This is a genomic window from Otoolea muris (assembly GCF_943193115.1).
GTDB lineage: Bacteria > Bacillota > Clostridia > Lachnospirales > Lachnospiraceae > Otoolea > Otoolea muris.
On record NZ_CALPCY010000040.1, the window covers coordinates 22,020 to 44,821 of the forward strand.

Consider the following 22,802-nt stretch of genomic DNA (forward strand, 5'->3'; position numbering starts at 1 on the left):
TTGATGATCAAATCATATCATTTTATTTTTTGCCGGGCTTTTCACGCAATGCGCATTTTGATTGGGAAATTTCAATATAATCATCCTTAATCATACCATACAAATAGTAATCGCAGTATGTGTTTACCATTTTACCTTCACGGATAAGTCCCTCACGCTTGAAGCCTGCCTTTTCCAAAGTTTTATAGGATGCAATATTTTGTATGTGAACATCAGCCCATAAACGCTGTAATTCCGTTTCTTCAAAGCAGAAGGTAACTGCTCTCACCAGCGCTTCTGTCATAAGCCGTTTGCCCTGGCAGGCAGGTGAAAGGCGAAATGCCACTTTTGCCATGCGGTCATTTTCAATGAGATATACCCACATATCGCCAATAACTTTATGATCCTGCTTATGGATAATACCCCAATGAAAACTTTTCGCAGGTTTCTCCTGCTTTTGGAAAAGTAATTCTGGGTTTAAGTCACTTTTCCCGGGGCGTTTGCCCCAATACTGATAAATAGAGCTGTCACCCAGCCATTCTTTCAGATCCGTAACATCCTCTTTTCGCAGAGGGCGCAGGATAAGCTGTTCCGTTTCAAGAACAGGTTTATTCTGAACATAATCCTGTAATTTCATAAGCTGTCCCTTTAAAAGTTAAACACCTGTCCCCAATCAAAACAGCCGGACGCTTCTGTGCTTTTCGGCCATTCGCTGCACCATGCGGGAACACCGGGCGTTTCAACCCTGTCAAAACTCGGTGTATAGGGCTTGATGTCCAGTACAGGCGTATTGTCATCCGCATCAATGAACGCAACACGAATCATTCCGTTGGTGAAATCAATGTTGATTATTTCGGACGCTGTTAATGCAACAGGGTTCGGACGTGCAGGAGACCGTGTCGCAAATACACCCATGACTTTGGGTGCGCCTTTATAGGGCTGTTTCGTTTGTAGTTCATTCCGGTCCGCATGGTTGTCGCAATCGCTGAACCACCAGAGGACCTGGATGTGGCTGAAGCCTTCCAGGGCCTGCAGTCCGGGAATGTACTCTGGGGCCAGCTGAATAAATGTGCCGCTTTCATCATTTTTCACTTTGCCAATGGCTTTTAACTGACAGGTCATATTTTTTTCCTCCTTGCTTTGTTGGTAAAACCAGTATAAGACCTCACATCATGTGAGATACAAGAGGGAAAAAATGCCCTGCATTTTTAGCGGGGCATTTCAATTTCTATATGGCTATGGTGTTCCAGTGGTATTTGAAGCTCAATCAAATTCTTTTCAGGGTTCTTCTCATTCCACGGGCCTCTATGCACGATCTGACGCATGGGGTCAGACATTTTGTATTCGCTGTTTTTCTGCAGCCATTCGGCAAAGGCAAGATAAGCTCCTTTTATATTTGCAAAATCGCCATAGACCATTGTGCAGGCCATATGCGGGACTGGTTCTGTCGTGCCAAAACAAAATGGTTCTTTTGCCTTCCCCATTTCCTTTACCGGAGCGCACAGTTCAATATCAACATCTGTCTCCCGAAATTCTGTATCGTGATAAATAGAAAATGTACTGCCCGTTATTTCTATTTTTTGCTCTCTCGTAAAAGCAGAAAGCTCTTTCCATAAGTCGCCCTCGGAATAGTAGTCTGGTACAACCCTCCGCAGGGACAGCACCTGATACCCAGGGATTGGCTTAATGGAGATGTTATAGTGCAGCTCTCCTTTGCCACCCTGTATTTCACTTTTTGCAAGTTCGATCTTTTGCAGTTTTTCCTGTTCGGCCTGTATTGCATTTTCTATCTCCATGCGCTTTTTGTCGAGTTGTCGGAGAAGTGATTGCCCGTCCAACGTCAGAGCAAGCGCAATTTCTGAAACATTCAGTCCGCTGTCCCGCAAATACAGGATTTTATTCAGGCGCGGTATTTGCTCTACCGAATACAGCCGGTGTCCCGTCCACTTGTCAACCTCTGCCGGTGTCAGGATACCTGTCTCATCATAATAGCGTAGCATACGAATAGATACCTGCGTCAGCTTTGAAAATTCTCCTATCCTGAACATTGTTTCACCTCCTGCTCCAGCTTAATGAGATCACTGTAAGTTGTCAAACGGATCTGTAGTCTATCCCCTCAGATTTTTTAGGGCATCGGGGTTATTTGAGATGATCTCTCCAACAGTCTGACAGCGTTCCATGTCTGAGCAGTCACCACATGTTTCCACATTCTTTTTCAATGCGCATTGGCGAATACCGCAAAGACTATCGCAGAATACAGTTTTCATTCCATCAACACGACATCCTTCACAATTGATATGTTCAGGCAGAATGGGGGCATTATTTAACTCGGCCCATAGTTTTGCAGTTTTCTCACGCAGCGCCTGGTCATCATTGATTGTTGCGAGATATGCATCACATTTCTCACAATCCAGCCCGCAGTATGCAATCATATTTCTCATGGTTATGTACCTCCTAAAGTCCCGATTTATTGTGTTCCTCCCATTCGGATTTCCTTATTTCATTTTTTCTGGCACTCACTACATTCTCTGTTGTGAATAGAAATAATACCGCCACATTGGGAGCAGGTATATATTTCTTTCTGCATATCCATGAATTTTTCCAAACCAAATTGACGGACAAATTCGCTGTTTTCCATAAGGCTTGCCCGATATCTTTTGTTATAACTTTTTTCCATGTTTTTAATCAGTTTACAGGGATAATCGGAACATTCAAAACAATAAGGCAATTTTTTGATCTTGATACAATCTTTTATTTTACACTTACGGCAATGCTCTGGTTTTCCCTTATCACTATTTAAGCAGCCTGCACATGGTTTTTTGTGGCAGCAATGTTTATAACAAACAAGACAATTCATTCCACATGGAGCAAACATACTTGTGCCAATATTTTCTTTAGGCATTTTCATAAGTTCTTATCCTTCTAAAAGCTGGAATTGAACAAAATCACTGTGCGATGGCCTGCCAAGGCTGTAGCATAAAGATTTTGTTCAATCCCGATTTGTTTGTTAGTCCACCATTCTGCAGATCTACTGTTCAACTTCTATCTTATTTACAAAGTCCAAATTATAACGCACAGCACCGTGGTCTCTAAATATCGTTGCACTTGTAATACGGATTGCCAAAATAATGCAGTTTTCATCCTGCTCATTATTTGCATCATCGTACCAGTCTGCAAATGCTTCACGGAGTTTCGTTCTTAGGGCAGCGTTTTTGGGCTCCAAAACCCATCCAAGGTTTTCTCCAATTCCATGACCGTATATTCCCTCAAAGCAAACGGAAAACGCAACCTCTTTGTTATGGGCGATCTGCTGCATTTTATTTGATTTTGCCGATGTTGTGACATAAAACACGCCATCTTCATAATAAGCACTCACATCACGGACACCAGGGCGAGGAAATCCATCAGCGCCCGGTTCCGTAGTAATCGTTGCGAGCGCAATGGTGTTATCTTTCTTGTTGCCACAACTTTCTTCAATTAATTTCATTCCTTCTTCATATCTGTTCATTGTTAATTCCTCCATCCATTTCAATTTGCTTATTCGTCCACCATGCATTCACTATCCAGAAGTTTCGTCAAGTCCTCCACGGAAGCGTTTTTACAGAGATCTTCTCCATCGTCATACCCGGAGCAAGAAAACGCTTTATCACCATTTTCATATCCTCACCGACCTCTATGATATGCCCGTCCGGATCATAAAAACGGATCACCCGCTGGCCCCAGCTATGTTCGATCACTTCTCCCAGGTATTCCATATCCGGGTATTCTTCCAGCCTGCGCAGAAATCCGTCAAAGTCCTGTTCCTCAAAGACGATTTCCGCATTGTTGGATTTTTTTAATACCTTTTCTTTGGGCAGGTTCACAAGCCAGTCAAAATCCTGCTGCAATGCCAGACCGCAGGTAAAAGCGATATTCCTTCCGTAGTCCTGAAATACTTCCAGTCCAAACAGATCCTCATAAAATTTCCTCGCAGTCTTAATGTCGGCCACCGCTATCACCGTACATGTGTATTTCATAGAATGATTCCTTTCCGCTTTGCTTTTTCTGTTTCTCTTTTACTTTTGTCTGATTTAGATAAAAATAAGTGCTGCACACTGATTATCACTTTTTCCTGTGCAGTTTCAGGTCAACCTTTCTATGGGATGCAATCTCCGAAAGCACCCCTGCTGCAAAAGCGCTTTTCTCTTTGAGCGTGAGAGTTTCCATATCCGGTCTGCTCTCGATTTCCCTGAGCGCCTCCCTAAGTTCCTGCAGATTCAAAAGGTTTACCGCAACGCAAAAAAGGGTCTTTTTACGGCCGTCATTATAGCCGGACAATAAGATATCCAGTATTTTAATCTTTTCCATCTGCTCTGTATTGTAGGCTTCAGCCCCAAACTGCCGGACCTTTTCCAGATCGGCCCTTCGGTTGCGATGTGTAATAAAGGAATCAAAATCGTCAATATGTTCATATTTTTCACATGGGTACTCCCTGCATTGACAGCAGTATTCTACTCCGTTGTGTTCCATGCTGCACCTTGCGATCCTGCATGACTGATTCCCTTCCCCTCCACCGCAGCCAGGGCAGTTTTTGTTTAAAAACATGGGGCAAAGTCCACAATTCAGACCACAAAGGGACAAGAACTGATTTTGCCTGTTGAATCCTTTCATGATACCTCCCAAACAGCCTGCCTGTACCTGATTTGACAGACAACAACTGAATCCTCTCTGATAAACAAAAATATAGGAAATTATATCATTGTCTATGGAGTTTCACAACCGAAATGGTATAAGTGGTCGAATGAAAAATACTGGAAAGAAAAACAGGATTGCAGGTCCCAACCAGCAATCTTTTCTATCGCTTATAAAGCCTCCATATCAAACAGGCTTAATTGTACTGGCTGCTCTTTTTTCTCCTTTTCTTTTAGCTGACGCAGCTTTTCCAGTTCCGCTATCCTCTCCGGCCCAAGCCATTTATCTGCATGGCGCCGGTCTGTGCTGTATTCCTCCAGGCTCTCATATCCGTTCTCCAGCAGTTTCTTTTCCAGGCCCCTGACTGCGGCCGCCCGTGACTGCCGCCGTCTCTCCCGTTTTTCCTCTGAATTCCGTTTTTCCATATCGGAAGCATGCACGATCTGGATTCCGTTCCGGATATCCTCCAGGTCTTGCATCAGATCCCGGCTCTCCCTGCGTTCTGCACGGACGTTCTGGATCTCAAAGGAAAAATACCTGCCATGGTATTCGGAGAAAAACAGTTCCGTAAAATAATGGTTCCGCACTTTCTCCTTTATCCTGTCCTGACAGAGCCTGGCGCATATCTTACAGATATCCATGCTCACCGGATGGTCAAAGAGCTTTTTCCCTTTGATGATCCGGGTATCCACCTGCCCTTCAAACAGCGTGCCGCTTAGGTCATTTCTAAGATAGGAAATTTTTATATCATAAAATACATTTCCCCTTTTCTTATCCAGCTCATGCCCCAGGACCGGGCACATCCCTGCACATCTGTTCCGTCCGCAGTCATAAGGGTCATAGTTCATCTCCCATTCCAGTGTATCCCGGTTGAACCGCATATGCTCCCGGCAGACACGTCCTTTCTTCTGCAGTCCGAAACTGATCTCCTGCCTTCGTATCTCATCGTCATGCAGTTTCAGGATATGCTCCACACTCCCCTCATAACAGTATTCTTCCTCCGTCATATGGACCTTGCAGTCATACCGGAGTATGCCATGCTCCTGGAGATATTCATGTTTCAGCTTACATTCTTTCTTTTCATAAGGGCAGTGGATGGTAGCCATATCATTTTCAAAAGTCCACTCAATCCCCATGTAGCTCATGTTGCTGTGGCACTGGAGCCCTTTGCACTGCAGGCCGCAGGGTGTCTTAAAGGTCTGCTCAACTATCCACCATTTTTCATAAGTAAAGCCCCCATCATAATTATCAAGAGTCTTTTCCTGCCACATGGGTATGTCAACCCTTACATAGTCTGGATGGTGCTCTGCGCTATAACCTTCCTCCAGCAGCCGTTTTGTCAGAGCATTGTATTCCTCATATTCCTTTTCCCTCATTTTGTTCCTCCTCGTATAATCCCTGGCAGGGACGCATCCCAAAATAGTTTTCCATGCGGTCCCGCAGCCTTTCTGCCGACATATCATATTCTCCGGCAATACAGGATTCACAGCACGGGTATTTGTACGCCAGGGTTTTCGATAACCGGGCATCCCAGCTGTTTAACTGTCTGCCACATTTGTTACAGTCCTGATCCAGCCATCTTACTTTCTGCAATCGCTCTCCACCTTCCTTTCTTTCTTGTGAATGTTGTTGTATCCTTATATGCCTTCCGGCTTTCAGGCAGCAAAAAAGCAGGAATGACTCTCTGATATTCCTGGCGTCCGTAGTTTCCTGTGAACCCGTGTCATTCCTGCTCTGAAAAGAGATAATAAAATTTTCCAAAATAAAAACCAGCGGTATATCACTCACAGGGCGTAGTGATACTGCTGGTACAATCATACAAACTTAACGGCGTGTGCAATGCGGAAGTTTGCCATATACAGGCAATTCCGACTATATCCACAAAAGGATGCGCACAAAAATCAATTACAAGGGAAGTGTAACACAAGATATGGAATCAGTCAACAACTTAAAACTATATATAGTATGAAAGAAATTTAAAAAATTTCTGATTCTTGCAGAAATATCTGGTTTTCACCCTATTTTATTATTATATAGGTCATTTAAAAAGATGCCATAGAACGTACATTGACAATTTCATAGCATGGTACTGGGAGTTATACAGGTGCATGGGACAGGTCTGCCATAAAAAGCCTGCCCCTGCTTAATCGCTGCACAGCACGGCCTGAAAATACGCGGCGGAAACTCCGGCGCAGGAAGTGGCCCAGGGCGCCATGTGGGATCAAACAAATTTTTTAGAATTAGAACGTCTTGTTTTTATTTTTTTGTTGAAGTGGCTGGCCCTGATTTCGTAAGTTATATAGGTAAGGAACCGTAGGCTCTTTCCAGCCACACAGAAAGGAGGTCACTGTGGCTGAACATACAGATAATTTTCCGAAACCCGATCCGGAAAAAAGAAGCTATTCTGTCGCGGAAGCGGCAGAGATACTCGGCGTCAGTAAACGCTCAATATACAATCTCTGCGCTGCGGAAGCTTTCAAAACGGTACGCATTGGAAAGAAACTGCGTATCTCCAGAAAATCCTTTGATGAATGGCTTGACGGGAGCCGGGAAACATAAAAAGTAGAAAGGAGCCTGTATATATGGCATCAATTCAAAAAAGAGGAAAAAAACATGCTGTCGTCTATACCTATACAGATCAGGAAGGGCAGAAAAGACAGAAATGGGAAACATTCAACACCAAAGCGGAGGCGAGGAAAAGGTAGTCAGCGGTGGAAGCCGAACTTGATAACGGAACTTTTATCCCGCCCAATACAACAACGGTGGAAGATTTCTTAAAGGAGTTTGTTGATCTTTATGGAGAAAAGAAATGGGGCCTTTCGATTTATGCCAGCAATACGGCGCTGATCAACAACTATATCAATCCGCTGATTGGAAACCTTGTTGTCCAGGACATCAACAAAAGGACTGTGGATAAATATATCCAGCAGCTCCAGAAAACAGCCCCTGTAAACACTCCGTATCGTCATGCAAAAACGGAGTATGTGACGCCCTGCACCATCGAAAAGATTATCAAGCTCCTCCGGTGCGCTTTCCATCAGGCAGTGCGGTGGGATATCATTGGCAAAAATCCGTTTGAGGATGCCGACCTGCCGAAACGGGAAAAGAAAGTCCGGGCAATCTGGACGGCGGATACCATCCGCCAGGCTCTCAACAACTGCCAGGATGGGAAACTCTACATTGCAATCAATCTGGCTTTTGCCTGCTCCATGCGGATGGGGGAGATCACCGGTCTGACCTGGGACTGCCTCCACATCGCAGATGAAGACATTGCAAACGATAACGCATATGTATGGATTGAAAAGGAACTTACCCGTGTTGACCAGAGGGCGATTGACGCACTTGGGGAAAAGGATATCCTTTTTGTATTCCCCAGGCTGATGGGAGGCAGATCATCCACCAGGCTTGTCCTGAAAAAACCAAAGACAGAAAGCAGCATCCGTAAGGTATGGCTTCCCAAAACCCTTGCCCTTATCCTGCGCGACTGGAAAGAAAAGCAGGACAGGCTGAAAGAGTTCATGGGGCCGGACTATACAGACTACAACCTGGTACTGGCTCAGGAAACGGGAAGGCCCTGCGAGGACCGCATCATCGGCAACCAGTTTGAACGCCTTAAAAAGTCTGCCGGCCTGCCCAATGTGGTATTTCACTCCCTGCGTCACTCCAGCACGACCTATAAGCTGAAACTGAACAAAGGGGATCTCAAAGCTACCCAGGGAGATACCGGACATGCACAGATTGACATGATCACGGAAATCTATGCGCATATCTTGGACGAAGACCGCAAGATCAACGCACAGAAATTTGAGACGGCTTTTTACTCCAATCCCGATATGCGCCCCGTGGAGCGCAGCCTCCAGGGAGAGGAAAGCGGTTCCGTGCCCAACCCGGACGTTATGATGAAACAGCTGGAATCATCCCCGCAGGCGATGGACGCTTTCACTCAGAAATTCATCGAGCAGTATGGCGACCAGATTATGACGCAGCTTGCAAAAAAAATGCTCGGTGCATGAGACGACACAGGATAACATGGGATGCAACGGGAGTACATAAAAGTATAAATTAGCAGAATGATTAGCAGACCTTGTTTTTCCCGCAAGAGGGTTCTAATCCATTTCGGACTTCCCCTGCAGGCGGCAGGTCGAAAATAAGGTTATGAAAGGAGGGCATGTTGGAATCCCTGAAGGAACAAAAATGCCGCAACCCTTGAAGTTACGGCATTTCAGCGTCCCCGAGAAGATTTGAACTTCCGACCCCACGCTTAGGAGGAAAACTTATACCTTGCCCTGCGGTTACCTTACACCTCTTTTCATGCTCTTTCATGTCAAAAGTGTCCTCGTAGAACCCAGTTTATTGTGCCTTTTTATTGCATATTGCACAATTTCATCTACTACTATCAACTTTCATCAAATTAGCAGAAAATTAGCAAAAGCCGTTTTCAGGAACGTCGATTAGCAAAAAATTAGCAGAATCATCGACTGATTTTTATGCTAATCCAAGTAGCTTAATTCATTTTAAAGTCTATATTTTGTTGTTGCTGTGTACCCAGGCAGAAACGTCTGACTACATCGGATGATGTCATTTTACCATAGCCCACATTGGCTGACAACAAAAACGGACTTATTATTCCAGAACAGGCTTTGCTGATACATGGAGGGTTCTATGTCAGAATATCAATTAGAGATCAAACAGATCGTGGATTATCCACGCTGCCGGATCTACCGGCAGTTTATCCAGAACTTAATGGCAGACCGAAGCATTCGCACTGGCGGGGGCTCCGGTCTTTTTTATTATACGGTGCTTTGCAACTATGCAAATTTCCGTACTTCTTACCTCCGCATAGACGGTATTGGCTATACCGTATACCCCGGTGAGTGGATCTGTACCGTGAAGGAACTGGCTACATGGTTCCGTACCCGCTTTCAGTGCCAGGCCGTCTCCATCCTGGATGAGCTGCAGAAACGCCATCTTATCTCCTATCTTTTCCTTGACCGTGGGAAAGTAATCAAATACAAGATCCGCGACTGGAAAAAACATAATACTGTGCTGGACTATAACTGCCCCTGTCAAAAAGATACGGGCTTTTTCTTTATGCCTACTGTGGTTGCAACAGAACTGGTCAGCGCCGGCCGCTGCTCTGAAATGGATATCCTGCTGGACCTGTGGATGTCCGCTGTCTACAATGACAGCCAGGTGCAGGGTTCGGAGATCGGCCCGGTTGTCTATTTCCGCAATGGCACCGGCTCCCCGCTGGCGGCTTACAGTGAAATGGCTGTTCGCTGGGGCATCTCCAAAGCTACAACAGGACGTGTGCTAAAAAAGCTCGCTGACATGGACTATATCTCCTTAATGTCATTCCCCGGAAGAACAGGCAGCGTGATCTATCTGAACAGCTACCTTTCCACCATGTTCCAGATATCAGATGTCCTTGTTGACAAGGAGGAGGTTGCCATGGTTCTGAAGATCAATCTTACACTGCCGGATGAAATGGATAAAACAGATACACAGACAGATTCTGCTGTTACAGAGCATGAGATATGCGTTTCAGAGGAATTATCCTGCGTTTCAAAATCGAACATGGAAACTGTCATCACAAAAATGGCGCAAATCCTTGATGCACAAGGTATTTCCTGCTTCCGGTGTCCGAAATCCATATATAAGTTATATCCTTTATCAGACGCCTGCAGGGAAGAGTATATATCCCACATACAGAAGGGGGTTGTACGGTTCGGGATGACCGTATCCTGCGGGGAGGACAAGCCGGTCTACACCTTTGAGTTGACGCTCTCTCCTGCCGAAAAAGACAGGGAAGGGGGTGCCAGGGCATGAAAAAGGATCAGAAAGAAATAAATATTGCCGATAACCCGCTGTACCATGACACCTGGAAGCTGCTGAAGAAATACAGGGATGTGGTGTGGAGCCTGGAGCTGTCCGTCCAGCAGGTGCGGAGCCGGTTTGAGATAGAGTATGGGAGTTCCATTGAGGACTTTCTGGAATCCGTTTATGTGGCGGGAGTAGATTTGTCAGACCGCAGTATTGAACACCATGCCAAATGTATTGAGCGAAGCCACCGGATGCTGAAACTTCTGGATACCTCCATCGACCTGCTCCGTACCAAACACAAGAATGGGGAAAGTTATTACTGGCTACTGTATTACTCTTTCCTCTCCCCGCAACAGTTAAGAAATGTGGAGGAAATCATAGAGAAACTGCGCCCCCATATCCGGGATATCAGTTTCCGCACCTATTACCGCAGGAGACGGGAGGCGATTGACGCACTCAGCTCTATCCTATGGGGGTATACATCTAAGGACAGTATCGACATTCTGGAAAAGTTCTTTCCGGATGATAAGGATGTAGGGGAACAGAAATAAGCAGCTATATGATATTTACAGGCGATCAGGCCGGATTGGAGGAAATATATGATAACATTGACCGAGGATGAAAAGAGGATGGTGTTCCAGCTGGAAGGCTGCCGTAGGTATGATGCGGTACAAGAGATTGCTATGCTCTGCCGGTATACCCATGACCACGATAAAAGAGCCACTGCAGAAAACCTGTTAAAGAAACTCCGAGAGCTTTCGGAGGATGACTGCAAGGAGCTGATCTGTGGCATACAAAGAAACTATCGCCTGCCCTGGAAAGCAAGGACTGTTGGGGAGATGATCGCTGTGGCAAGGCAGGAATCCGGCGCCCGGAAACTGGAAGGGCATGACATCATGGCACTGGAACGCTTTGACCCGGAAGTGACGCATATGATAGTGTTTGATGTTCTTTCAGATGAAGCGTCCATAGGCGATAAAGGTGACAGAATGCGGCTGTTTCTGACCGAAGCAGGATATAAAAAGGCATTGGAAAATCAGGACAAGGCTTTTATACAGATCCTGAATCATGCAAAAGTAGTACAGGGGCATTTGCAGTATGACCGGATAGACAAGAATCTATAAACAAGTAAAATAATCTTAATATTATATTCCCTTATATACTCAATTCAACTAAATATTAAAGAGAAACGAGTATGCCGCCTAAGCTGTAGAAGCTATACGGTTAGAAACTCGTTTCTCTTTGTTATTATTTTACAGAATATTTGGTAATATATCAATCCCAAATCTAAAAAATTATATCAAAGTGCTTGTATGACACAATTAGGTGTTTCGCAAGACATTCTATAAAAAATAAATTGAAAAGGCAAAAATAGCTTATTTTCTCTTTGTATTTTTTAAAGGGAAATGTAATTTAATTCGTACCTTCCATTATAATCCTCAACAAACATTTGATATTTTGAAATTCCTTTCTCATCAGCCATATTTATCAAAATTTTTTTATAAACATCTGAAATTTGACTTCCAAAATAAATTGCTACTGGCTTCTTATTTATTGGATAGCTGTCTTGCTGTTCTACCTGTATATTAGGGGTTGAACATAGAATTCTCCATTCATCCTCATATTTCCAATCGTTTGATTTATACAATGCAGCTTTTGTATATATGAGTTCATCTTCATAAACAGCATCTATATTGATTCCCAAACACTGTTTCATATACTGTTCTACATACCATTTCCCATATTGCGTGGCATCGAACCGATAATCCGAATAAATTATAGGATAAATTGTAGCCAATTTGATGTTACTACATGAATGATTCATACAATTTGTACATTGAGAAATATTGTTACCTCTAAAATCATACCCTATTGCAAAACCTTTATGATTGCTTGCATAATGAGCCCACATCAGTGGAGATTTTATGTTTTCTGAGAGGCAAGCCATTTTTATTTGATTCCTAATATTATTTTTGAGGCTTTCAAAACAGGTGCCAAGAAATATATTAAGGTTTGGAATAAGTTGTTGGACCATTCCATAGAAAGTCTGTTCATCCAATGTACTTAGTCCATTTGCTATAGCAGTCTGCATATCTTGATTGTTAAACTCAAAACGGCTTAATATAAATTGTGACTGCTTGAAGTTCTGGAATATAACAGAAAGATTTTCTGGCGAAAATATTTGTTGAGCCTGTGACAAGATTGAGGGTTTGTCAAAAAATAAAAGGCTATCATGTAAATCATTAAATCTGGATGCTTTTGACAACCATATTTCATCTTTATCAAAAGCCTCTATATTATTTTCTGTGCATTCCCTAAATTTATAAAGCTGGGCTGGAACATTTCTTTGAATAAATTGTATCATTGGTTGCATACGATTATTAAATTCTTCTTGCGAAATCATTCTATTAACCTTTGTAGCCTCTAAAATTTTCTCAAATTCATCTCTGTAATTCATTATTGTTTTCTCCCTTTAGGCGGTATATGGTTTCTTTTAAATCTTGTAATTGGATTAAATACTCGTTGATATCACCAACATATCCATTTAGCATTCCTACATAGGTAACAGTCGAAAACAACAGGCCACTTGTAAATCTGTTTGCCTGAGTAATCGACAATATTGAAAAAAATAATAGGATCATTTGAAGAAAGTTAGTCACAAAAAATATTTTTGTATCTAAATCAGAGTTTAAGATGCCGATATTTAAAACCTTCTTAATATATTCTCCATATATCTTTTTATCTCTACTACTAATATTTTTCATCCGTTCTTCTTCTAAATTTTTATATTTCTCGTTATTACTTACTATTTCCTTCTGTAATTTGTATGTGGCAAAAGGAATTAACACAATGCTTACTAATGCGAAAGAAAACACTAATAACGTGGAATTAAGATATAAAAAAATCATCGAAACAATAATACCACCTATCACATTTAAAATTTGGAAAAAATCTATTTCAAGAAAATTGGGAATGTCATCTACCATATCCAATCTAGCATCAATTAGAGAAGTATCTTCATTTGTCTTTATCATCTTAGTGTAATAATCATAACTCTCATATCCCACGATTTCACTATATATTCTTGTATCAAGAAATTTATTTACAGATCTTGAAAGCCAGAAAGTAGTATCTATAACTACCAATACAATAAACCAAAATATATCCTTTTTCAGCAGACCATCAATACAATTACCAATGATATATGGATTAGAGATAAGTATTAGAGCCTCTACAAGATCCAAAAACCAAATCATGGTTATCTTAATCGGAGCCTTTTTATATACACGAAAAATCTCAGCAACCAGAATTTTCATATTATCAATCTTTCCTATTCTGTTTTTCATTCTATAGGCTGTGATCCTAGACTTTTATTTCAGTCCTTATCTTTAAATGCTTTTACTGCCTCTATACGCTTGCATATAAATTTTGTCTGCTTTTTATAAGCAAACAAAAACAATAAAGACAAAAAAATTAGTGATAGCCATTTCCAATTTAAAGAAAACCATTTAATATTACAAACTGATATTTGTAATATTGCTATCACTATCAGCAAAAGGCAACTTGTTAATAAAGCTCTAAAATAATTATTTGCTTCAGATAATACATCTATTTTCGAATCAACCTTCGCCGCTTTAGCATAGTCGAAATAAGGCACTTCATGGATAAACCTACACCTCTTTAAAATAGGTTTTACAATTAATGAACTTATTCTGTTAATGATAAGCCCCATAAAATAATAAACCATGATTTCCTCGCCCATGTTTTCCATTGGCACAGTTATCCCCAGCAGCAATCTTAAAGCCATTCCAAAAAACACCCCAGGCAATAGATTTGTTATAATTTGATAAGAGCCGAGCTTTTCAATAAAATTATTCATATAATACCTCCATAATCTTCCGGTAATATAATCGGCGATACCTTATTAAAAGCAAGCGAAACAGCTTTCATAAATCCTTTATGTCTGTTAGAAAATAATAAGCGTTCTGATAAAGAAGTATCAAAACCAAATTCCCCTACATTACTCAATAAAGTTGACTGGCGTAAATTATAATCTTCTTCCACATCCAATGCCTGCTTAGAAAACCAAAGTTCAGCCTTTTTATTTATCCGCATCATGCAGTACAGAATTTGTTTATTTGATGTTTTTTCCCAAATACATGTATTCGCTATAACAAAGTCGCCCGTTGCAATTTCCCGTAGGGAGCATAGTCTTTTAACTTCTCCTATATGTGCCGTTATAAATGTTCCATTCAGCTTATCATTGGTTATACAATAAAAAAACGCTTTTGGAAAAATACTACTTTTCTGAGTTGTGAACCATTCTGTTACCGATACATCAGTAACAGAATGGATATATTGTAGCCTTGCCTGCATATGGGTTGCATCCACAAAGACTTCGGGATCAGAACTTACAATCCATTTCACCTAACTTCACTCCTTGTGTTCTGGTATTTGAAATATTCCCATATGTGCTTATAGGTATAGAAACCACACCACTTTTTGTATTAAAGGCCGGGCTATAACGTTCATTTTTCATATATTCCACCAGTTTATCAGAGCCACCGCTTGTAGCCCCCGAACCCGTATTATCCGATATAAGGTAATCCTTGCTGTATGAATCCTTTAAAGCCTCAAATATTTTCATCGCATTATCCAGTTTTCCATGATGGGGCAACTGGATTAAATCGTAATTATCAAGATGATGTAAATATTCTGGAGAGGCATCACCGCATAAAAGGACTGTCTCAGCATTTTCTAATTTGTATTTCAGCTGTACACTTGCCGCATTCATCACCGTTTCACCATCTATTTTTGTTACTTTATCATCCTCAATAGCTTGTGCAACAACTGCAGCAAATTCATCTTCTGTTGGACCAACAATACTCCCCAATAAGACTTTTGTACCTATAACAGCATTCTCTATGGAAAAACCATATTCCTGGGCTTTTTCAACAATTTTCTTTATATTATCAAATGTATCAAGAATATGCTGTTTGGTTGCTGGTAATGTCCTGCGCCCATCGTCAAGCAATTCTAATACTTTTTTCGCACTTTTCAAGTATAAAGAAGAATATACTGTAACATCGTATCCTTTACTATACAGATACTCCATCAATTTTTCAATTCCGTCAATATGGTCGCCATCGTTATGCGAAATAACGATATGTACTTTGGAAATCAATGCGTTTTTATACAGGAGATCCTCAACCACTTGTGCATGCTGAGCATGTCCACAATCATAGACCACCAAAGAAGTACTATCATACAACAATATGCAGTCTCCATATCTTGTATCCATATCTCCATTGTAATGACTTAATGCTTTTAGTTTCATATATATTCCTTTCTACAAGCATGCTCTGGCGGCTTGTACGCCTAAAATTTTCTCGTTCAAATTTTGTTAGCACTTTCCTATGAGTGCTGCTATACAAAATCAAAAGTAACCCCTTCGTTTCCTAAATACAAGTCATTCTTCTAAAGCTTTATTGATTATTTGTATCCACTTGCTATCATCCATCGAAAAATATTCGATAAATTTCCCAAAGTTAGTGCTTCCTTCTACCTCATCATCAGAAGGCAGACATTTAATCCTCTCCTGCATTTCCTGATAATTTTCTTTAGTGATCCTGGAGAATAATTCCTGGCGCTGATCTGCTCTGCCCTTATATCCCTCTATACCTGTAAGGTTAAAAATAATTGGAGCATTTTTCTTCTTTTTATGGGAACCAAGTACTACATCATCCCAATGCTCAATGATAATCTGCATAGTACATGGATTCCCATATATGACAACATGGTCTGCTGCATTTTCAACCCCATGGAATTCACTAATCTTTCGCTTGATATCTACATACTGCTCATAGGGCTTTTTATCTGTATCACAGAATATTAAAACCAAATCGTATGAGCCGTTCTGAAATTTATCTTGATATCGCGCAGGAATATTTCCATTTCCTTCAGCATTCTCCAACTGGAAACAATAATTTTTACTCCATACATCTAAAGAGATCAATTTTTCCAGATATTCATATTCTTCATCTCCTTCGCATATAATACATATTTTACTGCCCGTAAAAATCTGAGGAAGCTTATTCGCCATCAACTGGCACCTCCTTCCGATTTCCTTTGAGGCTTAATAAGGATCGAATCAGTTCGGGATCTGGAAGGGCACCTAAAACCCCTTTTCGGTACTTCTCCATAATATCCGTAGTATCTCGTACTCCCTGTTGTGCGGTAAACTCTGCCAGAGAATAAACATAAATGCCTGTATCATTCTTATGGACAAACCAGATCTGTTCTTTGCGGAACATTTTTTTGCAATCCATCAAGTTGATATCATGTACAGTGAATATCATCTGTGCGTTGGTATTCAGTTCATTATTAAACATAGCAACTATTGCTCTGGTCAATTTAAAATGAATGCTGCTATCCAGTTCGTCCACAACAAGAATTCTGCCCTGTTCAATTCCCTCTATGATATAACTTGCAAGGGCAGCGATCTTTTTTGTTCCCGTAGAGTCAAAAAGCACGCTGGGGACCGCAACCCCTCTATAAACGGATACCAGTCGGATCTGATCCATAATCTGCTCGGGGATATCAAGAGCCTTTTCCTCCGGTTTTTCCTCGTCAGAATCCATTTTTACGCGAATCTTATCGATATCCACATATTCAAAATCATCCATATACAGATCAGAATTCTTGATGAACTCCACGACTTTCCTTTGAATATCATTTTGATTTTTCATGAGGTTGATGGTACGTTTTAAAGGGATATTATTCATATTGACAATATCAATCCTAGAAGCAAACTTTGTGACAATCCGCTTCATTTCCGCCAGCTGCTGGAACTTACTGGAATCTACCAGATAGAATAGCAGGTTGCTCTGAGATATAAGCGGCATCATTTTTAAAAGATCTTCATCACCATATTGGCAATTCCCATTGATGATATCCTTTAAAAGCCAAACCGTTTCTTTTTCGTTCCCATATTGATCTTTTGTGATTTCAGCAAACTTTTCATAAGGATATTCTTCCTTTTTATCATCATACCAAAAATCATAGGAAAACTCTCTGCCCTCCTCCAAAAATGTAATACCCAGTTGGCATATTGTACTTTCTTGAAAAATATTGGGCATGATACGGGGTTTCTGGTTTAATAAAATGTTCATGGCACTGCGGATACATTTTACCAAGCATGTCTTACCTGCGTTATTTGGACCATAGATTCCTACTGTTTTCAAAATATTAAAATTATTCTCTGTATGGACATTGGATGAGAACTTTTTATTTCTCATATCTGCTTTTGTCGAAAATCGAATCTCATCTGAAAACGAAAAGCAGTTTTTCGCCCTTAATTCTATTAACATGCTAATTCCCTCCAAGATTAAACACCTATTTATCTTCTTACTCATTACATACTATACCACACATATATTTTTTATGCAATATATTTTCACAAAAAATATAAATTCTTTTCCATATACATTTATTAAATTTTTTCATCTTATCGGACTATACATCAAAATGCAATGAAAACAGGATATTTTGTTTTCCAAAAGGTCTGGCACAAAATTGGCACAATTCCGCACAAAATTGGCACGGTTCTGCTCTTTCCCCGTAAAAAGGGATATGTTACACTAAATATGCTTAAAACTGCACCCAAAAGCAATCCGGGCTGGCATGGCACCTTTCCAGAGAGGTGCTTTTTTTGCGCCTCTTACCGTATAATCCGGCTTTTCCCCGCCTGCCAGCCCAAAGAAAGAAGACCGTGCCCGTCTCTGTGGCAGGGTCTTTTCTTTCACAACCAAATCTTATTTAAAGGAGGTCCACAAATTGAGACTGAAAAACAAACTGCAGACGCCTGCCCCAGCAGGTAAGAAGCCCCGCCGCAGGTTCTCCCCTGCGAAGGCAGCCTACTATGCCTTCCTGTGTTTTATGATGTTCTTAATGACTACCCAGCCGGTCTATGCCGCAGATGTATGGACGAAAGCCACAGAGATTATGAAAGACGTCTATAACCAGATCGTGCTTATCTCCACCGTGGCTGCTATCGTCACCGCTTCGGTGGCCCTGCTGATGATGAACTTCTCCCGCTCCGGCCGCACGGTGGATGAAAGCCGCGCATGGCTGAAGCGCATCTGCATTACCTGGGCGATTTTAAACGGCCTGGGGTTCATCATGGCCTACATCACCCCGTTCTTTGCGGATGGCAAGTGGAGTGGCTGATGCCGGAAAGGAGTGATCGTTTATGGGTATTTTAGACGGCATTGTGGAGTGGATCGCCGAACAGGTAATGAACGGCCTTGACCTTATAACCACCTCGGTCCTGGGGGCGCTGGGCTGTGACATGGCCGTGTTCCTCCGCTACTTCCCCGCTGCCGAGACCATGTATAAGGTCTTTGTGGCGCTGGCTATCGGCATCATCCTTTTAAACTGGGTATGGCAGCTGTTCAAAAACTTCGGCCTGGGGGCCGGCATTGAGGCGGAGGACCCGGTGCGCCTGAGCATCCGCTCCGTCCTCTTCATCCTGCTGGCCTATTTCTCAGACGGGATTGTGGATACTGTCTTAAAAATTGGCGGAACCCCGTACCGCTGGATCATGGACTCCGACCTGCCCGCTTTAAGTTTTGCGGACTTTAATTCGGTGATGTTAGCCATCATCGGTGTCTGTGCCAACGGTGCGGTGGCGCTGATCACGCTGATCATCGTTCTGATCCTGGCATGGAACTACCTGAAGCTCCTTTTTGAAGCGGCAGAGCGGTATGTCCTTTTGGGGGTACTGGTCTACACGGCGCCCGTAGCATTTTCCATGGGAGCCTCCCAGTCCACCTCTAACATTTTTAAGTCCTGGTGCCGGATGTTCGGCGGGCAGGTGTTCCTCCTGCTCATGAACGCCTGGTGCCTGCGGCTGTTCACAAGCATGGTCGGGGCGTTCATCGCAAACCCGCTCTCACTGTGAGAAAAATAGAAAGGAATGACAATAACCATGAAAAAATATAAAAAGGTACTTACTGCGGCCTTTCTGATGGCGCTCCTCCTCTGCCTGTCCTGCCAGACGGCCTTTGCCTTTTCGGAGAGTGACGCACAGGCCCAGGTGGATGCGGCAGGCCGGGAGGCGGTATCGGGCAATGTCCTGGTCTGGTTCCTGTGTGCCATCGCCTTTTTAAAGGTATCCCAGAAAATCGACTCCTTCATGTCCAGCCTGGGCGTGAACGTGGGGCATACGGGCGGTTCCATGATCGCAGAGGCCATGATCGCCGCAAGGGGCGTGGGCGCTGTCCGCAATTTTTCCCGCCAGCATTTTGGCGGCGGCCACAGCAGCAGCTCTTCCCATGTAAACAACGGCTCCGGCTCACCCGGAAGCCCCGGCAGTCCGGGCAGTCCAGGCGGGTTTATGGCAGGCGGCCTTGCGGGGGTAGTCAGCCGGCAGGTCACAAACAGCGCCATCCGCACAGCCACCTCCCACACGGAAACAAACAGACAGGGCGGAAAGGCTCCCGGCGGCAGTATCGGCGGGTTTGCGTCCGCCATATCCGCCGGCATCGGGGGGAACATGTATGCATCCTCCGTTGCAAAGGGCGGCGATTTTGCCAATAACGTCATCGGCACAGTAGCAGCCGGAAATATTTCCTCCGTGGGCACCATGACCGGGGAAAAGGCTGCCCAGGCCCTCCACTCCTACATGGGCTATGCCGCCCTGGAGGAAGGCGCACAGCATGTGCCGTCCTTTACAGGCGTGGAGATCGGGGGCGGGCGCATCACCGGCACGGAAATCTCGGAGGAACACCCGGAAGGTATTTCCTTCGGCATGTACCACGCAGACCAGTACGCTGCGCCGGAAGGGGCTTATTCTACCGTGCAGGCCGTGGACGGCACTTCCTGGTACAAGCAGTACGCACAGGACGCCGTGGAGAAATCCCCTTACATGGCAGCGGACGGCTCCATCGCCTATAAGGAATCCATTGTGAAAAAAATGCCCCCGGCGCCCAAAAGAAAGGACAGGCTATAAATGGAAGGAAGACAGAAGAACGGGCTGGAAGAAGCCCTTGAGACCGGCGCGTCTGCGGCACACCTTGCCAGGGGCGCCGTAAAAGCGGGGAAGGCGGTGTCCGGGGCCGCAAAAGGCGCCGCTGTGGGCGGGCCCTATGGTGCAGCGGCAGGGGCGTTATGCGGAGGGCGTAAGTTTGCCGGAAAGGTCCTGGCAGCCGCCGCTGTCCTGTTACTGCTCCCGGTGCTTTTTGTGCTGATGCTCCCCGGCCTGATCTTTGACGGCTTTTCCTCCGCCTTTTCCCCCGCTGACTCGGAAAACCCCATCCTGAACAGTGAAACCGCCATTGTGGAGAATGCCAACACCATCACCTTCACCATCAGCAGCATCCTGGGGGAAGGCATGGAAGATGTCATGGAACGGATCGGGCGGGATTTTGCCGCCTCGGACGGGGATGAAATGGAGGTCATCAATCCCTATGAGGCAAGCCCCGTATACAATGCCAACCTTTTTGTCTCCCAGTACTGCGCGGCAAAGGATAAGGAATTTGCGGATATCTCCATTGCGGACATGGCGGCTGTCATGCGCCGTGGGAAATCCCACCTTTACTCCTATAAGCGGACCGAGGAGATCCGTGAAAAGACGGTGGAGGACCCGGAAACCGGGGAAGAGACCACCGTATCCGAAAAATGGATGGTCTATACCATTTCCTATAACGGGGAAGATTATTTTGCCGACCAGGTATTCTTCCTCACGGAAGAACAGAGGGAGCTTTCCGCCGATTACGCACAGAACCTGAGCCTCTTTCTGGGGGACGGGTTACTTCAGAACCTGGAAAACTGGGAAGGGAACAGCATCCCCTCCCTGGGTGATGTACGCTTTACGGATGGCAGCACGGAAGTTGTCTATTTCAACCAGCTGGATGAACGTTATGCCGGGAAGCCTTACGGCACCGACCATATCGGCGGTTACGGCTGCGGGCCTACTTCCATGGCAATAGTGGTGTCCTCCCTGGCCGGCGAAACTGTTGACCCGGAACGGATGGCACGGTGGGCTTATGAAAACGGCTACTGGTGCAAGGGCAGCGGCTCCTACCATGCGCTGATCCCCGGCGCCGCAGCAAACTGGGGGCTTGCCGTTTCCGGCTGTACCCCTTCGGAACCCCAGCGGCTGCTGGACGCACTGGCAGACGGGAAACTGGTGGTGGCCATCATGTCAAAAGGGCACTTCACAAGCGGCGGCCACTTTATCGTGCTGCGGGGGGTGAAGGACGGGAAGATCCTGGTGGCGGACCCCGCCAGCTACAAACGGAGCGGGCAGCTCTGGGATCTTTCCATCATACTGAACGAAGCCAGCAGACGTGCAGGCGCAGGCGGCCCATTCTGGATCATCGGCTGAACCGCCCTGCCACAGTCCGGCCATGAACCCTGTTACAGATGTTCCGCTCTGACTTACTTTACCATGGCCGGAACTGACACACTGCGAAAGAGAGGTACTACCATATGAACAATCAGAATGACCACGATACCTATATCATCCCGCCGAACTTTGTGGACACAGGCACGTTTTTTGGCGGCATGTTCCGGGCAAGGAACGTGATCGAGGCCGGCATCCTGGCCGCCGTGACCGGGCTGCCGGTATTCCTGTTCCTGCCCTTTAGTCTGACCGCACGGATCATCGTGCTATGCCTGACTACCTTGCCCCTTGTCCTGTTTGCCCTGATCGGCATATCGGGGGAAAGCCTGTCGTCCTTCCTTGTCATCTTCTTAAAATACATGAAGAACCGCCGTATCGTGGGTGGCGGTGAAAGCCAGGAAGCAATGCGGGCGGCCACATCTGCAAAAAAGGGCAGGAAAAGCAGCAAAAAGAAAAGTCCTGTTCCCAGCGAAAATACGGCATCCACCGGCACCAGTCAGCAGATAAAGATAGACCAAAATAACCATAAATCTGGCAGAAACGAAAAGATTGGCGGCATATCCGGCTGGCGGCGCAGGGGGGAGGAAGATTTCCCCGCAGAGTTTGACCAGGTAAAGGGATATGAGATCCGCCAGAAGCTCCGCCCCAGCCAGACACAGAAAAAACAAAATCCCATGCCCCAAAGCAAAAAACATGGAAAAGCCGGGAAAAAGGGCGTCAAAAAAATAGATAAACGGAGAGCATCTGCAAAATCTGGAAAGGAGTGTGGCAGCCGCCAACAGAAAAAGGACCATTCCACCAGAAAGCCACTGCACACACCGGAACCGCAGATTACCCACTTAAACCCTGGATTCTCGGAGTTAACATGACGAGGTTGGTACCTTCACTCCGAGAGCCTCATATATTTTTGCCTGCTTATTGA

The 22,802-nt window shown here is 44.2% G+C and carries 27 protein-coding genes and 1 pseudogene; 11 read left to right on the plus strand and 17 right to left on the minus strand.

The genetic code is table 11. The features are described from left to right. Nucleotides 1–22: 22 nt before the first annotated feature. The 10 genes and pseudogenes from NFS31_RS19130 to NFS31_RS19175 form a co-directional block, all read right to left on the minus strand. Nucleotides 23–616, minus strand: a complete 594-nt coding sequence (locus tag NFS31_RS19130) for a GNAT family N-acetyltransferase (RefSeq protein WP_251498742.1) — start codon at nucleotides 614–616, stop codon at nucleotides 23–25. Nucleotides 617–627: 11 nt separating this feature from the next. Beyond that, nucleotides 628–1,101, minus strand: a complete 474-nt coding sequence (tsaA, locus tag NFS31_RS19135) for a tRNA (N6-threonylcarbamoyladenosine(37)-N6)-methyltransferase TrmO (RefSeq protein ID WP_120423395.1) — start codon at nucleotides 1,099–1,101, stop codon at nucleotides 628–630. A gap of 86 nt (nucleotides 1,102–1,187) precedes the next feature. Beyond that, complete coding sequence (locus NFS31_RS19140; RefSeq protein ID WP_251498746.1) at nucleotides 1,188–2,027, minus strand: MerR family transcriptional regulator; 840 nt, start codon at nucleotides 2,025–2,027, stop codon at nucleotides 1,188–1,190. A gap of 60 nt (nucleotides 2,028–2,087) precedes the next feature. Continuing rightward, nucleotides 2,088–2,420, minus strand: coding sequence for a DUF3795 domain-containing protein (locus NFS31_RS19145; protein WP_251498749.1), 333 nt, complete (start codon nucleotides 2,418–2,420; stop codon nucleotides 2,088–2,090). Between the two features lie 59 nt (nucleotides 2,421–2,479). Continuing rightward, nucleotides 2,480–2,887: a DUF3795 domain-containing protein gene (locus tag NFS31_RS19150; protein WP_251498751.1), complete on the minus strand. Its 408-nt coding sequence runs from the start codon at nucleotides 2,885–2,887 to the stop codon at nucleotides 2,480–2,482. A gap of 120 nt (nucleotides 2,888–3,007) precedes the next feature. Beyond that, nucleotides 3,008–3,487 carry a pyridoxamine 5'-phosphate oxidase family protein gene (locus tag NFS31_RS19155; protein ID WP_251498758.1) on the minus strand — a complete coding sequence of 160 codons (480 nt, stop codon included), beginning with the start codon at nucleotides 3,485–3,487 and terminating at the stop codon, nucleotides 3,008–3,010. A 29-nt stretch (nucleotides 3,488–3,516) separates the two neighbouring features. Continuing rightward, nucleotides 3,517–3,995: pseudogene (locus NFS31_RS19160) on the minus strand (VOC family protein). Between the two features lie 85 nt (nucleotides 3,996–4,080). Then, entirely contained in the window at nucleotides 4,081–4,629 is a 549-nt protein-coding gene (locus tag NFS31_RS19165; protein WP_160263469.1) for a DUF3795 domain-containing protein, read from the minus strand. Nucleotides 4,630–4,820: 191 nt separating this feature from the next. Next, a complete protein-coding gene (locus NFS31_RS19170) occupies nucleotides 4,821–6,026 on the minus strand; it encodes a hypothetical protein (protein ID WP_251498761.1) in 1,206 nt (401 codons plus the stop codon). Further along, nucleotides 6,007–6,243 (minus strand): hypothetical protein, encoded by a 237-nt coding sequence (locus NFS31_RS19175; protein ID WP_251498762.1) that lies wholly within the window; start codon nucleotides 6,241–6,243, stop codon nucleotides 6,007–6,009. Before NFS31_RS19175 ends, NFS31_RS19170 begins: the two co-directional genes overlap by 20 nt. A gap of 756 nt (nucleotides 6,244–6,999) precedes the next feature. Here NFS31_RS19175 and NFS31_RS19180 point away from each other — a divergent pair. From NFS31_RS19180 to NFS31_RS19200, 6 genes are all read left to right on the plus strand, one after another. Further along, nucleotides 7,000–7,209, plus strand: coding sequence for a helix-turn-helix domain-containing protein (locus NFS31_RS19180; RefSeq protein WP_016300362.1), 210 nt, complete (start codon nucleotides 7,000–7,002; stop codon nucleotides 7,207–7,209). 23 nt (nucleotides 7,210–7,232) lie between these two features. Further along, entirely contained in the window at nucleotides 7,233–7,355 is a 123-nt protein-coding gene (locus NFS31_RS26915) for a hypothetical protein (RefSeq protein ID WP_275563912.1), read from the plus strand. A 6-nt stretch (nucleotides 7,356–7,361) separates the two neighbouring features. Further along, complete coding sequence (locus NFS31_RS19185) at nucleotides 7,362–8,663, plus strand: site-specific integrase (protein WP_251498764.1); 1,302 nt, start codon at nucleotides 7,362–7,364, stop codon at nucleotides 8,661–8,663. Between the two features lie 649 nt (nucleotides 8,664–9,312). Continuing rightward, nucleotides 9,313–10,479: a helix-turn-helix domain-containing protein gene (locus NFS31_RS19190; RefSeq protein ID WP_251498767.1), complete on the plus strand. Its 1,167-nt coding sequence runs from the start codon at nucleotides 9,313–9,315 to the stop codon at nucleotides 10,477–10,479. Beyond that, nucleotides 10,476–11,024 carry a hypothetical protein gene (locus NFS31_RS19195; protein WP_251498770.1) on the plus strand — a complete coding sequence of 183 codons (549 nt, stop codon included), beginning with the start codon at nucleotides 10,476–10,478 and terminating at the stop codon, nucleotides 11,022–11,024. Before NFS31_RS19190 ends, NFS31_RS19195 begins: the two co-directional genes overlap by 4 nt. A 48-nt stretch (nucleotides 11,025–11,072) precedes the next feature. Then, entirely contained in the window at nucleotides 11,073–11,597 is a 525-nt protein-coding gene (locus NFS31_RS19200) for a DUF5720 family protein (protein ID WP_331482767.1), read from the plus strand. Nucleotides 11,598–11,869: 272 nt separating this feature from the next. On the opposite strand, the gene NFS31_RS19205 is transcribed toward NFS31_RS19200, so the two are convergent. The 7 genes from NFS31_RS19205 to NFS31_RS19235 form a co-directional block, all read right to left on the minus strand. Then, nucleotides 11,870–12,931 carry a DUF2971 domain-containing protein gene (locus NFS31_RS19205; RefSeq protein ID WP_251498773.1) on the minus strand — a complete coding sequence of 354 codons (1,062 nt, stop codon included), beginning with the start codon at nucleotides 12,929–12,931 and terminating at the stop codon, nucleotides 11,870–11,872. Beyond that, nucleotides 12,915–13,790 carry an ABC transporter six-transmembrane domain-containing protein gene (locus NFS31_RS19210; protein WP_251498774.1) on the minus strand — a complete coding sequence of 292 codons (876 nt, stop codon included), beginning with the start codon at nucleotides 13,788–13,790 and terminating at the stop codon, nucleotides 12,915–12,917. The genes NFS31_RS19205 and NFS31_RS19210 overlap by 17 nt, the downstream gene beginning before the upstream one ends. A gap of 59 nt (nucleotides 13,791–13,849) precedes the next feature. Then, a complete protein-coding gene (locus tag NFS31_RS19215) occupies nucleotides 13,850–14,353 on the minus strand; it encodes a hypothetical protein (RefSeq protein ID WP_251498777.1) in 504 nt (167 codons plus the stop codon). Then, nucleotides 14,350–14,901, minus strand: coding sequence for a hypothetical protein (locus NFS31_RS19220; RefSeq protein WP_251498778.1), 552 nt, complete (start codon nucleotides 14,899–14,901; stop codon nucleotides 14,350–14,352). Before NFS31_RS19220 ends, NFS31_RS19215 begins: the two co-directional genes overlap by 4 nt. Then, nucleotides 14,879–15,811 (minus strand): MBL fold metallo-hydrolase, encoded by a 933-nt coding sequence (locus NFS31_RS19225; protein WP_251498781.1) that lies wholly within the window; start codon nucleotides 15,809–15,811, stop codon nucleotides 14,879–14,881. The genes NFS31_RS19220 and NFS31_RS19225 overlap by 23 nt, the downstream gene beginning before the upstream one ends. 132 nt (nucleotides 15,812–15,943) lie before the next feature. Next, nucleotides 15,944–16,576 carry a hypothetical protein gene (locus tag NFS31_RS19230; protein ID WP_251498783.1) on the minus strand — a complete coding sequence of 211 codons (633 nt, stop codon included), beginning with the start codon at nucleotides 16,574–16,576 and terminating at the stop codon, nucleotides 15,944–15,946. Next, nucleotides 16,566–17,843 (minus strand): AAA family ATPase, encoded by a 1,278-nt coding sequence (locus tag NFS31_RS19235; protein ID WP_251498784.1) that lies wholly within the window; start codon nucleotides 17,841–17,843, stop codon nucleotides 16,566–16,568. The genes NFS31_RS19230 and NFS31_RS19235 overlap by 11 nt, the downstream gene beginning before the upstream one ends. A 466-nt stretch (nucleotides 17,844–18,309) precedes the next feature. Here NFS31_RS19235 and NFS31_RS19240 point away from each other — a divergent pair, with 466 nt between their 5' ends. The 5 genes from NFS31_RS19240 (at nucleotide 18,310) to NFS31_RS19260 (ending at nucleotide 22,749) form a co-directional block, all read left to right on the plus strand. Continuing rightward, complete coding sequence (locus tag NFS31_RS19240; RefSeq protein WP_251498786.1) at nucleotides 18,310–18,702, plus strand: fimbrial protein; 393 nt, start codon at nucleotides 18,310–18,312, stop codon at nucleotides 18,700–18,702. 22 nt (nucleotides 18,703–18,724) lie between these two features. Then, the gene (locus NFS31_RS19245) at nucleotides 18,725–19,435 is read left to right on the plus strand and encodes a hypothetical protein (RefSeq protein WP_251498787.1); all 711 of its coding nucleotides are present in this window, start codon (nucleotides 18,725–18,727) and stop codon (nucleotides 19,433–19,435) included. A 27-nt stretch (nucleotides 19,436–19,462) separates the two neighbouring features. Further along, the gene (locus NFS31_RS19250) at nucleotides 19,463–20,485 is read left to right on the plus strand and encodes a hypothetical protein (RefSeq protein WP_251498789.1); all 1,023 of its coding nucleotides are present in this window, start codon (nucleotides 19,463–19,465) and stop codon (nucleotides 20,483–20,485) included. Then, complete coding sequence (locus NFS31_RS19255; protein WP_251498791.1) at nucleotides 20,486–21,862, plus strand: C39 family peptidase; 1,377 nt, start codon at nucleotides 20,486–20,488, stop codon at nucleotides 21,860–21,862. Nucleotides 21,863–21,966: 104 nt separating this feature from the next. Beyond that, nucleotides 21,967–22,749: a lipid droplet assembly factor 1 gene (locus NFS31_RS19260; protein ID WP_251498793.1), complete on the plus strand. Its 783-nt coding sequence runs from the start codon at nucleotides 21,967–21,969 to the stop codon at nucleotides 22,747–22,749. Nucleotides 22,750–22,802 lie beyond the last annotated feature (53 nt).

Coding starts and splice junctions, on each gene's coding strand:
- NFS31_RS19255 (WP_251498791.1), top strand. CDS start 20,486: ATGGAAGGAAGACAGAAGAACGGGCTGGAAGAAGCCCTTGAGACCGGC.
- NFS31_RS19155 (WP_251498758.1), bottom strand. CDS start 3,487: ATGAACAGATATGAAGAAGGAATGAAATTAATTGAAGAAAGTTGTGGC.
- NFS31_RS19145 (WP_251498749.1), bottom strand. CDS start 2,420: ATGAGAAATATGATTGCATACTGCGGGCTGGATTGTGAGAAATGTGAT.
- NFS31_RS26915 (WP_275563912.1), top strand. CDS start 7,233: ATGGCATCAATTCAAAAAAGAGGAAAAAAACATGCTGTCGTCTATACC.
- NFS31_RS19250 (WP_251498789.1), top strand. CDS start 19,463: ATGAAAAAATATAAAAAGGTACTTACTGCGGCCTTTCTGATGGCGCTC.
- NFS31_RS19165 (WP_160263469.1), bottom strand. CDS start 4,629: ATGAAAGGATTCAACAGGCAAAATCAGTTCTTGTCCCTTTGTGGTCTG.
- NFS31_RS19215 (WP_251498777.1), bottom strand. CDS start 14,353: ATGAATAATTTTATTGAAAAGCTCGGCTCTTATCAAATTATAACAAAT.
- NFS31_RS19195 (WP_251498770.1), top strand. CDS start 10,476: ATGAAAAAGGATCAGAAAGAAATAAATATTGCCGATAACCCGCTGTAC.
- NFS31_RS19150 (WP_251498751.1), bottom strand. CDS start 2,887: ATGAAAATGCCTAAAGAAAATATTGGCACAAGTATGTTTGCTCCATGT.
- NFS31_RS19170 (WP_251498761.1), bottom strand. CDS start 6,026: ATGAGGGAAAAGGAATATGAGGAATACAATGCTCTGACAAAACGGCTG.
- NFS31_RS19235 (WP_251498784.1), bottom strand. CDS start 17,843: ATGTTAATAGAATTAAGGGCGAAAAACTGCTTTTCGTTTTCAGATGAG.
- NFS31_RS19190 (WP_251498767.1), top strand. CDS start 9,313: ATGTCAGAATATCAATTAGAGATCAAACAGATCGTGGATTATCCACGC.
- NFS31_RS19130 (WP_251498742.1), bottom strand. CDS start 616: ATGAAATTACAGGATTATGTTCAGAATAAACCTGTTCTTGAAACGGAA.
- NFS31_RS19140 (WP_251498746.1), bottom strand. CDS start 2,027: ATGTTCAGGATAGGAGAATTTTCAAAGCTGACGCAGGTATCTATTCGT.
- NFS31_RS19205 (WP_251498773.1), bottom strand. CDS start 12,931: ATGAATTACAGAGATGAATTTGAGAAAATTTTAGAGGCTACAAAGGTT.
- tsaA (WP_120423395.1), bottom strand. CDS start 1,101: ATGACCTGTCAGTTAAAAGCCATTGGCAAAGTGAAAAATGATGAAAGC.
- NFS31_RS19225 (WP_251498781.1), bottom strand. CDS start 15,811: ATGAAACTAAAAGCATTAAGTCATTACAATGGAGATATGGATACAAGA.
- NFS31_RS19260 (WP_251498793.1), top strand. CDS start 21,967: ATGAACAATCAGAATGACCACGATACCTATATCATCCCGCCGAACTTT.
- NFS31_RS19230 (WP_251498783.1), bottom strand. CDS start 16,576: ATGGCGAATAAGCTTCCTCAGATTTTTACGGGCAGTAAAATATGTATT.
- NFS31_RS19210 (WP_251498774.1), bottom strand. CDS start 13,790: ATGAAAATTCTGGTTGCTGAGATTTTTCGTGTATATAAAAAGGCTCCG.
- NFS31_RS19245 (WP_251498787.1), top strand. CDS start 18,725: ATGGGTATTTTAGACGGCATTGTGGAGTGGATCGCCGAACAGGTAATG.
- NFS31_RS19200 (WP_331482767.1), top strand. CDS start 11,073: ATGATAACATTGACCGAGGATGAAAAGAGGATGGTGTTCCAGCTGGAA.